Annotated in this window: 10 protein-coding genes; 5 read left to right on the top strand and 5 right to left on the bottom strand. The window is 57.6% G+C overall.

Going from position 1 to position 10,314, the window contains the following annotated elements:
- The coding region (locus tag NW815_RS02775) for a class I tRNA ligase family protein (RefSeq protein WP_414415683.1) at positions 1–1,042 on the bottom strand (1,042 nt) is incomplete at its 3' end.
- 811 nt (positions 1,043–1,853) lie between these two features.
- Positions 1,854–2,666, bottom strand: a complete 813-nt coding sequence (locus NW815_RS02770; RefSeq protein WP_414389933.1) for a phosphatidate cytidylyltransferase — start codon at positions 2,664–2,666, stop codon at positions 1,854–1,856.
- Between the two features lie 326 nt (positions 2,667–2,992).
- Between NW815_RS02770 and pdhA the strand changes: the two genes are divergently transcribed.
- Complete coding sequence (gene pdhA, locus NW815_RS02765) at positions 2,993–3,994, top strand: pyruvate dehydrogenase (acetyl-transferring) E1 component subunit alpha (protein ID WP_414329458.1); 1,002 nt, start codon at positions 2,993–2,995, stop codon at positions 3,992–3,994.
- A 256-nt stretch (positions 3,995–4,250) separates the two neighbouring features.
- The gene (locus NW815_RS02760; RefSeq protein WP_414391195.1) at positions 4,251–5,837 is read left to right on the top strand and encodes an NAD(P)H-quinone oxidoreductase subunit 4; all 1,587 of its coding nucleotides are present in this window, start codon (positions 4,251–4,253) and stop codon (positions 5,835–5,837) included.
- 191 nt (positions 5,838–6,028) lie between these two features.
- Here the strand turns inward: NW815_RS02760 and NW815_RS02755 are convergent, their stop codons facing one another.
- Positions 6,029–6,208 (bottom strand): hypothetical protein, encoded by a 180-nt coding sequence (locus NW815_RS02755; RefSeq protein ID WP_011431964.1) that lies wholly within the window; start codon positions 6,206–6,208, stop codon positions 6,029–6,031.
- Between the two features lie 332 nt (positions 6,209–6,540).
- Here NW815_RS02755 and NW815_RS02750 point away from each other — a divergent pair, with 332 nt between their 5' ends.
- Both NW815_RS02750 and NW815_RS02745 read left to right on the top strand, forming a co-directional pair.
- Positions 6,541–7,152, top strand: a complete 612-nt coding sequence (locus NW815_RS02750; RefSeq protein WP_414343849.1) for a hypothetical protein — start codon at positions 6,541–6,543, stop codon at positions 7,150–7,152.
- 115 nt (positions 7,153–7,267) lie between these two features.
- On the top strand, positions 7,268–7,462 hold the full coding sequence (locus NW815_RS02745) for a hypothetical protein (RefSeq protein ID WP_041436101.1): 195 nt from the start codon (positions 7,268–7,270) through the stop codon (positions 7,460–7,462).
- Positions 7,463–7,606: 144 nt separating this feature from the next.
- Here the strand turns inward: NW815_RS02745 and NW815_RS02740 are convergent, their stop codons facing one another.
- Both NW815_RS02740 and murD read right to left on the bottom strand, forming a co-directional pair.
- On the bottom strand, positions 7,607–8,731 hold the full coding sequence (locus tag NW815_RS02740) for an FtsW/RodA/SpoVE family cell cycle protein (RefSeq protein ID WP_414390391.1): 1,125 nt from the start codon (positions 8,729–8,731) through the stop codon (positions 7,607–7,609).
- Positions 8,676–10,118 carry a UDP-N-acetylmuramoyl-L-alanine--D-glutamate ligase gene (gene murD / locus NW815_RS02735; RefSeq protein WP_414381409.1) on the bottom strand — a complete coding sequence of 481 codons (1,443 nt, stop codon included), beginning with the start codon at positions 10,116–10,118 and terminating at the stop codon, positions 8,676–8,678. The genes NW815_RS02740 and murD overlap by 56 nt, the downstream gene beginning before the upstream one ends.
- Here murD and NW815_RS02730 point away from each other — a divergent pair.
- Entirely contained in the window at positions 10,110–10,283 is a 174-nt protein-coding gene (locus tag NW815_RS02730) for a hypothetical protein (protein ID WP_414415682.1), read from the top strand. The two genes, murD and NW815_RS02730, sit on opposite strands and share 9 nt — an antisense overlap.
- Positions 10,284–10,314 lie beyond the last annotated feature (31 nt).

The following is a 10,314-nucleotide window of genomic DNA, read 5'->3' as shown; positions in this document are numbered from 1 at the left end:
TGTGGGTGTAGTCCTCCACCTTCTCCAGCAGGCCATGTTCGGCAAACCACTGCACCACCTTTTCTCGGGCCACAAAGCGATCTAGGCCGGTGAAAGGATCCCCGTTTTCGTTGAGGGTGCCGTCTTTATTGAGGATGTTGATGAAGGGCAATTGGTGCCGTTTGCCGATTTCAAAGTCGTTGGGGTCGTGGGCCGGGGTAATTTTCACACACCCGGAGCCAAAGGAGGGATCCACATACTCATCCGCAATGATGGGGATGAGGCGATTTTTAATGGGCAGGCGAATGAACTGGCCGATGAGATGGCGATAGCGCTCATCCTGGGGGTTTACCGCCACCGCCGTATCCCCCAGCATGGTCTCGGGGCGAGTGGTGGCCACCACCAGATACTGGCTGGGATCCTCGGCCAAGGGATAACGAAAATGCCACAAATGGCCCTTGACCTCTTTGTCGTCTAGCTCAATGTCTGACACCGCCGACTGGGTGGCCGGGCACCAGTTCACCAAATACTCGCCCCGGTAAATCAACCCCGCCTCGTATAGCCGCACAAACGCCTCGGTTACCGCCCGGCTCAGCCCCTCGTCGAGGGTAAAGCGATCCCGCGTCCAGTCCAGCGAGAGACCCAGCCGCCGCAATTGGCTCTTGATAGCTCCCTGCGACTGCTCCTTCCAAGCCCAAGCTCGCTCCAGAAAAGCCTCGCGGCCCAGATCGAAGCGGGTCTTGCCCTCTTGGCGCAGTTGGTTTTCCAGGATGGTGTGCACGGCGATGCTGGCATGGTCTGTGCCGGGCAGCCAGAGCACGTTGTAGCCGCGCATCCGCTTGTAGCGCGTCACCACATCCGGCAGGGTAAAGGCAAAAGCATGGCCCATGTGCAGGTTGCCCGTCACATTGGGCGGGGGCAGCACCATGCTAAAGGCCTCTCCCGGCGCCTTGGGATCCGCCACGTAAAAGCCCTTCTCCTCCCAAAAGCGCTGCCACTTCGGCTCGGTCTCGAAGGGGTTGTACTGGCTGGGCAGGTTGACAGAGGAAATTGCAGCAGTCATAGGGAGGATAGGCCAACGGCTGAGAAGGATGAATCACTTTGATGAATCACTTTATAGAGTAGCAGTTCAACCCTTTGCCCTTCGGGGTAGAGTGGCCCATCGGTCTTGACCCTAATCACACGGCTAGAGAGGGATTTCGAGCTAGGGTACTACCATCCTCAGCTTTGGGTACGGCGTTATGTCCAGATCATTGACGGCAACGGTACTGATGGCCCTGATGGCTCTATCCCCTGGGATCCCTGCCTTGGCGCAGCAGGACTGGAAGAGATCAGAGAGAGACATCCTACTTTGTCGTGGGGAGCCTTTTGAACCAGGCTCTCTGGCAGGTTATGAAGCTTGCTTCAGTGCTCGCCTTCATCCGGATGAACAATCCTGGCCGCCTCTACTACCCCTGATAGGCCTGTATTTTATCCCGCACTCTGACTACTTTTTTTGCTTTGTAGGTGCAGGAAAGCCCGGTAGCCTGGAGGCAATTCTCGTCGGTCGAAGTGGAGAGTTCGTGTTTGGCCTAGATCGCCCTCTGGCCCCTTCTGAACTAGGAGGGGAGAACCCTTGGATTATCCAGCGAAAAGCCCGCATTCTCGAGGTAGAGGTATACAAACATCACACTTTCAGTATCAGCCAACTGGTGGTTTACGACGAAACCGAGTTGAACTTGGAGGGGTTCGTGCCTGTGACTGCGCCTCCAGGATACCTCATTTCGCCGGACGAGTTTTTAGAGGCTCCCGAGTGCCAAGCCATTTTGAATTGAGGACTCCTCCACTCGTAACTGGTGTGCGTTCTTGGGTTTTGGCAGGCTTACGAGATGGCTCTAGAGCCCAGAGTAAGCGTTGAGCCATTCCATGAAGTAAAACACCAGTGGCGCGGTGAACACATAGCTGTCTCCCCGATCCAAGATGCCACCGTGGCCCGGGATCAGATCCCCGGAATCTTTCACCCCTGCATCCCGTTTCATCAGAGATTCTGTGAGATCTCCCAGCAGGCTGGTTAACCCAATCAAAAACCCCAGAATGCCCCCACTCAACCAGCTCCACGGCCAGCCCAGGTAATAGGCTCCAACCACCGCAAGGGTCATGCTGGCGGCAATCCCGGCTACCGCCCCTTCCACCGTCTTTTTCGGGCTGAGGATGGAGAGCTTGGTGCGCCCAAAGGCCCGACCACACAGGTAGGCCCCTACATCTGCGGCGATCACGCAGCCAATGGCCAACAGCGTAATCCATAGCCCTTCGCCAATGCCCTTGGATAAAGACAAAGCCCTGACCCGAATCCAAAAACTGGGCAGCAGAGCACAGTAAAACAGTCCCAAAATTGAGGTGGCAATATCGGCAATGGTGGCCACCTTGGGCTTAAAGAGCAAATAAAAACAGATGATGGATCCCGCCACAATAAAAGCAGGGCTCGTCCATTCCGGCTTGACCTGCTGCAAAATCACCAGCACCTGGCTGGAAAACATGGTGGTGCGCATGGCCGGCGCATTACCTTTGGCTTGCACCAAGCGAAAAAACTCCAGTTGGGCCAAAAAAATGATCAGCCCAATGGCTGCAGTAAAATACCAGCCCCCTAGCAGGGTGACCGCCAACGCAAACAACACCGCCGCAAAACCGCTAACCCAACGGGCTCCCATGGGCGCACCCCGTCACGTTGGCTGGCCAAATACCTCTTGCCCCCGGCTCCAGCAGATCGACGTCCAAGCCGAGAGCAGAAGAAACCCCCCCTCTGGTGTTCAAGATTCGCGTTTGCGGGACGGAGTCCTGATGCGGCTGCTGCAATGGAAACGCCTCTTGCCCTAGCCTTTCAGTTTAACTCCCTTGGCCTCGAAACAACCGCTTTCGGCCCTGCAGGATGGGATTTCCAGGTAAGGTGGCAGACAGACTGGAGCATGAGATAATGGGCAAACCGCAAAGCTCACAGCTGATCGCCTAAGATACCTCTAATTCGTTGCACTGCAGCATGGTTCAAGAACTCACTTCGCGCTCCACAACTGCTCGCATTTCTGCCGAAGAGGCTCGTCTTCTTTATGAAGACATGGTGCTGGGCCGTCTGTTTGAAGACAAGTGCGCCGAAATGTACTACAAGGGCAAGATGTTCGGCTTTGTGCATCTGTACAACGGCCAAGAGGCCGTCTCTACGGGGGTGATCAAGGCGCTCAAGCCCACCGACTACGTGTGCAGCACCTACCGCGATCATGTGCATGCCCTCAGCACCGGGATCCCGCCGCGGGCGGTCATGGCAGAGTTGTTCGGCAAGGCCACCGGCTGCAGCAAGGGTCGGGGTGGTTCCATGCACCTCTTCTCGGCGGAGCACAATTTCTTGGGGGGCTATGCCTTTGTGGCCGAAGGGATCCCAGTGGCGACGGGGGCTGCTTTTTCTGCCAAATACCGGGGCACTGACCAGGTAACCGCCTGCTTCTTTGGGGATGGAGCCTGCAACAACGGCCAGTTTTACGAGTGCCTCAACATGGCCGCCCTCTGGAAGTTGCCCATCGTCTATGTGGTGGAAAATAACTTCTGGGCTATTGGCATGGCCCATGAACGCGCCACTTCCGACACCGATATTTACCGCAAAGGCCCGGCTTTTGGCATGCCCGGCTACCAGGTGGATGGGATGGATGTGCTAGCAGTGCGAGAGGCCGCCCAACAGGCCATCGCCCGCGCCCGTGCCGGAGAAGGCCCCACCTTGCTGGAGTGCATCACCTATCGTTTCCGGGGCCATTCTCTGGCCGACCCTGACGAGCTGCGCAGTCCTGAGGAAAAAGAGTTCTGGCGGCAGCGGGATCCCATCAAGCAACTGGAACGCTATGCCCTGGAGCACAACCTAATGACCGAGGCAGACTTCCAAGCCATCCACGCGGAGGTCAGCGCCGTGATTGAGGACGCGGTTCTTTTTGCTCTGGAAAGCCCAGAGCCAACCCTGGACGAGCTGCACCGTTTTGTCTTTGCCGAAGACGAGTAGATCCTGGCCACTTCCCCGGTAGCGGGGGAGTCGCTTGCCGGGGGATCCCCACAAGGTTCTCTGGCCAGCTCGGGCGGCCTATCCACCCGACGGAGCGCTATCGCGCCGGATCCCTCGAGGCTCCTCGAGGATCGGCATCAGAGAAACTTTCTCGAGATCTGCGCGATGGCGCAGATTTTTTTGTAAATATCGCTTCCCATTTGTTTACACAGCTTCATATCATTGAGGTATCGAGCATGAGTATTTATTCCCGGTCATGAGCAATTCTCTTGAGTTTCCCTGGCTGTCGGTGCTGGTGCTCTTGCCTCTGCTGGCAGCCTTCGGGATCCCCTTGATCCCCCAGAGCCGTTGGGTGCGTTGGTATGCCCTCGCTGTGGGGGCTTTTGATTTGGGCCTGATGGCCTATGTCTTTGTGCGGCACTATGACCTGCAGGACTTTTCTCTGCAACTGGCGGAGCGCTACGCCTGGGTGCCCCAAATTGGGTTCCACTGGTCGCTGGCGGTGGACGGCCTCTCCTTCCCGCTGGTGTTGCTGTCGGGTTTGATCACGACCCTGTCGATTGTGGCGGCTTGGAATCTCTCCCACAAGCCGCGTTTGTTTTTCTTCCTGCTGCTGCTGATGTACGGCGCCCAGGTGGGCGTATTTCTGGCGCAGGACATGCTTCTATTCTTCCTGATGTGGGAGATTGAGCTGGTGCCGGTCTATCTGCTCATCTCCATTTGGGGTGGGCCGAAGCGCCAGTACGCCGCCACCAAGTTCATCCTCTACACCGCCGCCGCCTCCATTTTTATCTTGGTGGGATCCCTGGCAATGGCCTTCTATGGCGAGGGCTTCAGCCTGGAGATGGCAGAGCTGAGCGCTAAGTCTTACCCGGTGGCCTTGGAGCTGTTGGCCTATGCGGCTTTGCTGATTGCCTTTGGGGTGAAGCTGCCGATTTTTCCGCTGCACACCTGGCTGCCGGATGCCCACAGCGAAGCCTCTGCTCCCATTTCCATGATCTTGGCGGGAGTTCTGCTCAAGATGGGTGGCTATGGCCTGATCCGCATGAATGTGGGCATGTTGTCGGAAGCCCACGTGTACTTCGCCCCGGTGCTGGCGGTGTTGGGTGTGGTGAACATCATTTACGGGGCGTTGGCGGCCTTTGGTCAGAACCATCTCAAGCGGCGCTTGGCCTATTCGTCCATTGCCCACATGGGCTTTGTGTTGATCGGGATCTCCGCCTTCACGGAGCTGGGCATCAATGGGGCAGTGCTGCAGATGATCTCCCACGGTCTGATTGCCGCGGTTCTGTTCTTCCTGACGGGGATCACCTACGAGCGCACCCACACCCTTGCCCTCGACAAGTTGGGAGGGTTGGCCAAGCAGATGCCGAAGGCTTTTGCCCTGTTTACGGCGGGATCCCTGGCCTCTCTGGCGCTGCCGGGGATGAGCGGATTTGTGGGTGAGCTGACGGTGTTCTTGGGCTTGACCACCAGCGATGCCTATGCGCCGACCTTCAAAGCGGGAATTGCCCTGCTGGCGGCAGTGGGTATCATTTTGACGCCCATTTACTTGCTCTCCATGCTGCGTCAGGTGTTCTACGGGGCTCAGGATCCCGGCCTAGTTTTGGAAGATTACCTGGGGGATATGCGCCCGCGGGAAATGGCGGTGGCCCTCTGTCTGCTGTTGCCGATCCTCGGCATTGGCTTCTACCCACGCCTGGCTACCCAAACCTACGATGTCACAACGGTGGCGGTAGCTGCCCAGTTGCGCAGTGTGTTGGCAACTGAAATCGTGCAGCGGCCTTTCTTCCCCTCGCCAGTGCAACCGGCCCAGGTGGCGGCTTTGCCTCTGGAGGATTAAAGGGGGGTCGAGACTCGGTTCTTCTTTATCTCTATTCCTTACTCTGTCCAGAAGAGCTGGTGTTCGAGGTGCAACCCGACTCAACTTTCAGCTCTTCTTTTGTTTTTTTTAAGTTTTAAGATTGGATTTAGGATCCGGGATGTTCCTGGGCTGGGATTTTCGTGCAGCCGATTGTTCTTGTGCCGTCCATCCTATCGGTGATCGGTGTGGATAGAGTTTTGTTCCATCAGGTTGAGTTGCACCACCAACCACCAGAGGGTTACATCGGAGTAGGTCGCCCGACGCTTGAGCCGAGAAATGGAGTGTACTGGGTTTTGGCTGTCGATCATCCACTCAGAAGCGATGATTTGGCCGCGTTGCTGAGCATTCATTGTTTCTCCCTCCGCTCGCCAACTGCTCAATACTTAGAATGGCTAATATTTAGGATGGCGAATTTGCGCGGGAGCGTGTGAAAAAATATATTACGCAGGGATCCCCAAAATCGGCTAACTTTCTTAGCAATGAGGATCTCATAGGCCGTTGAGTTGCCGATTTGCCGTCCGGGGATCGGACAAAACGTTGCAAAAGGGGCAAAATGTTGGGCGAGGGGATTGCCCCTATCTTCACAAGTCTTAAAACCTGGAAAAATTCCATTTTCTCCTGACTCCTCTGTCTCCCTCCGTCGGCCTTTGCAGCAGCAACCCTTGAGAAGTCTGAGATCCCGATGAGAGCCCCCCAGCCTGCCTCTGCTTTTGGAGAAGTGGTGGAGGCCGACACCACAACCTTTGTGGCCCAGTGCTTCGAGCCGGAACGCCTGACCTTCCCGCCCATGCCTGCTCTCGGCAGTTGGACGCGCTCCCAAGACGAAGAGACCGGCAACCTGATCTATGGCGTGGTTTGCTATGCCGCCATCGCCCCCATCGACACCGTCCATCGCGCCAGGGCTTTGGGCCTCTCCCCTCAGGAGCTGCGGGAGCAACAGCCCCAGATTTTTGCCATGTTGCGCACCGATTTTCGCGCGGCCATTGTCGGCTTTGTCAGCGGGGGACGGGTCTATCAGTACTTGCCGCCACGCCCTCCCCAGATTCACCAGCCGGTTTATCTCTGCTCCGATACGGAAGTGAGGGAGTTCTGCCGCTCTTTCGAGTTTTTGCGCACCCTGCTACGGGTCAACGGGATCCCAACCGATGAGCTGGTGGCTGCCGTGATCCGCCAAACTTACCGAATCCTGAACCGGGATCGCAACTGGCTTCTACAGGCAGGTCGGCAGTTGAGCTGTCTGTTGCGGGGTGATTATGAGCATCTCAGCGCAATTTTACGAAAGATTGAAGCCTAAGCGAAGAAATATTGAGAATGGCCTTGGATCCTTCTTGAGTCAGGTCGGGGGGTGATAATCTGAGGCCGTTTCCTAATGAAGTTTATTCCTTTTGTATCCTCTTTCTGCTGTAAAAATGTTTAACAAATTCAATCCTTCTGACAAACCCTCCAAAGGCAATTGGGCAGGTCGTACCTTTTCTGCAGCTGCGGGCGCTTCGGTGGCAGCCGGCGTTTGCATTGCCCACGGTCAGCCGGCTTATGTGTCGCTGTTGGTGGCCTGTTGCGCGACGGTGTTTACCCTCGTTTTGGATGAAATGGGCTGGATCTAGGCTCGGTTGCAACGTCAGCTCTGGATTTTGCCGCATAAGAAGCCGGTCTAAAGCAGAGGCCAACCAATAGGGATCCCTGGCCCTCTGGGTTTGCTGCTTGCGTGAAAGGATCCCTTTGCTGGGTTGGCAACATGCAGCCTTACTTTACCCTGCTTCGCGGGCTGCCCGCACCAACAATCCTGCTGTGATCAGCCCTGCCAGAATGGAGCTACCCCCATGGCTGAACAAAGGCAGGGGCACACCTGTGGTGGGCAGAACCCCGGTGACCACGCCGATGTTCATCAGCGACTGCCCCACCAGAAACATCAGGCAGCCGCAGGCTACTAAGCGAATGGTCAGCTCTCGACAGCGCCCCATCACCCGCCAGCCCAGCAGAGTGTAGAAGGTCAGCAACCCCAGAAAGAACAGGGATCCGGCCAAGCCAAACTCTTCTGCATACACCGAGAAGATGAAGTCGGTGTATTGGATGGGCAGGTAGAACAGCTTTTGCTGGGAAAGGCCATATCCCTTGCCCCACAGGCCGCCGGAGCCAATGGCCAACAGGCTTTGCACCAACTGATAGCCATCCCCTTGGGCGTTACCCCAGGGATCCAAAAAGGCCAGGATGCGCCGCCGTTGGTAATCTTTGCTGAGAATGCTCACCACAGCCGCCAGAATCCCCAGCCCCGCTGTGGCCAAAAGGGTGAAAGCTGGGATCCCGGCAGTCCAAGCCATGACCCAGAGGGTGAGGCCGCAGATGGCCGTGGTGCCCAGGTTGGGCTGGGCGAGGATCCCCAAGAGCGCAAAGGCGAAGATAACCACCCAGAGGATGCGGAACCAGGGAGGATGGTGAAACCAGCGGCCAAAGATCCAGGATCCCTGCAAGACCAACAGGGGCTTGAGCAATTCTGAAGGCTGGATAACAGGGATCACCTTCAAATCCAGCCAGCGGCTGGCTTCCAGGCGGGAAACCCCCAACCCCGGCACCTGGGTGGCCCACACCAGGCCAACTCCCAGCAAGCAGAGGATCCCGGCCCAGGGGAACCAGCGCCGCAGCGGGATCTGCACCAGAGCCCAGAAACAGCCCAGACCCAGCCCGGCCCAGAGCAATTGGCGCTTGAAAAAGTAGAGGCCATCGCCGGTGATCCGCTGAGCCACCGGGTAGGAAGCAGAAAACAGCATCAGCAGCCCCAGCACCAGCCAGATCAAGGTGAGCCAGCGCAGCCAGCGAGCCTCAGCATTCCAGGGATCCCTGGAGGGCTTGGCAGCAGGCTCGGAAATGGTTGCCACGGTGTTCAAAGCTGGAGTACTGGTCAAAACTGGCACAGGCGGGGGACAGCAAAATGGTGATGGGTTGAGCGGGCTTCCCCAAGCTCTGAGCTTGACGCGAAAGGGAACAAGCCGCTGCAAAGGCTCTTTCCACCGCTACATCTAGGGTTGGCACCAGCTCAACGTCAGTATAGTGGATCCCCTGGAGGGCCTCTGCCAGCACTGGGGCAGACTCCCCCATCAGCAACACGCGGGCCACCTTGGCCCGAATCAACCGCAACCAGGCGCCGGGATCCCCCTGCTTAGCCCTTCCTCCGGCAATCAGAATAATGGGTGGGGAAAGGGCGTTGAGCGCCACCCAGCCGGCCTCGTAGTTGGTGGCCTTGCTGTCGTTGACAAAGCGGATAGGGGTGGATCCCACCTGGATTTGCGCCACCCGCTCCAGCCGATGGGGCATGCCGGCAAAAGATCGGATGGCTTTTTGAATGGCAGCGTTGGGGAGCCCAGCTAGACGTGCTGCTGCTGCCGCCAAGAGCAGGTTTTGCAGGTTGTGTTGGCCAGGGCAGCGTTCTGCAAAGTCCTCCAGCTCCGCCACCATCTCCCCCTGGATGTAGAGGCGGTTTTCCCGCAGGTCAAGGGTTGCGGTGGGATCCCGGTCACAACAGCCTTGGGTAGCAACAAGGGAAGTCCAATAGGTATTTTCCCAGTCCTGCCGGCGGCAGCACAGGTAGGGATCCTCGCCGTTGAGCACCCGCCACTGGGCCCGATCCAAAAGGCGAGCCTTAAAGCTGGCATAGCGCTCCAGCGTCCCATGCCGTTCTAGGTGATCGGGAGTGAAGGTGGTCCACACCCCAATGCGCGGCGGCCCTCCAGGAGTGCTGCTCATGAGGCGGCTACTGGCCTCCAACTGGTAGCTGCTCAGCTCCGCCACGATCCAATCCGGCTCTAGCGTTCCCTGGAGCGTTTCCAAAGCCACCTGCGACAGGGGCAGGCCGATGTTGCCGCAGGGGATCCCTTGCAACCCCGCCGCCTTGAACATTTCCGCCACCAGAGCTGTGGTGGTGCTTTTGCCGTTGGTGCCGGTGATCCCCACCCAGGGTAGGTGGTCAAGATAGATCCAGGCCAGCTCCGCCTCCCCCACCACCGGGATCCCCTGTTGACGCACCTCCTGCAGCAGCGGGTGATCCCAAGCAATGCCTGGACTGACCACCACCTGCTTCACCCCTTCGGCCAGTTGAAAAGGCTGCCCCAGCCGAACCGGGATCCCTTCTTGATTGAGCTCAGCCTGCCGCTGTCTGAGAAGAGGGGAATCTTGCTCATCCCAAACCAGCACTTCATAGCCCTGGGCCCGCAACAGCCGCGCTGCCGCCAGCCCCGCAATGCCTAACCCCAAAACTTGATGTTGCACGTTGGTTTCTACTTCTTTCTTTATTTGGGGATCCCTGCTTGGATCTTACCGGTCACGTCCTTGACCCGCATGTTTTTGTTCGACATTCCCCTTGCTTACGGGGGTGGCCAGTTGGTGGCGTGGGTGGAGTTTTCTTGGCCGCCTGGATGGCTAACTTGGGAATAGGTTGGAGCATGACTCTAGTCAATAATAAGCT

It is taken from the genome of Synechococcus sp. R6-7, assembly GCF_047461695.1.
In the GTDB taxonomy this organism is placed as follows: Bacteria; Cyanobacteriota; Cyanobacteriia; order Thermostichales; family Thermostichaceae; genus Thermostichus.
The sequence above is the reverse complement of the archived record's forward strand: the minus strand, read 5'-3'. Positions and strand labels throughout refer to the sequence as shown.

What these genes read in the sequence shown, in the direction of transcription:
- NW815_RS02770 (WP_414389933.1), bottom strand. Translation starts at nt 2,666, where the DNA reads ATGGGAGCCCGTTGGGTTAGCGGTTTTGCGGCGGTGTTGTTTGCGTTG.
- pdhA (WP_414329458.1), top strand. Translation starts at nt 2,993, where the DNA reads ATGGTTCAAGAACTCACTTCGCGCTCCACAACTGCTCGCATTTCTGCC.
- NW815_RS02760 (WP_414391195.1), top strand. Translation starts at nt 4,251, where the DNA reads ATGAGCAATTCTCTTGAGTTTCCCTGGCTGTCGGTGCTGGTGCTCTTG.
- NW815_RS02755 (WP_011431964.1), bottom strand. Translation starts at nt 6,208, where the DNA reads ATGAATGCTCAGCAACGCGGCCAAATCATCGCTTCTGAGTGGATGATC.
- NW815_RS02750 (WP_414343849.1), top strand. Translation starts at nt 6,541, where the DNA reads ATGAGAGCCCCCCAGCCTGCCTCTGCTTTTGGAGAAGTGGTGGAGGCC.
- NW815_RS02745 (WP_041436101.1), top strand. Translation starts at nt 7,268, where the DNA reads ATGTTTAACAAATTCAATCCTTCTGACAAACCCTCCAAAGGCAATTGG.
- NW815_RS02730 (WP_414415682.1), top strand. Translation starts at nt 10,110, where the DNA reads ATGTTGCACGTTGGTTTCTACTTCTTTCTTTATTTGGGGATCCCTGCT.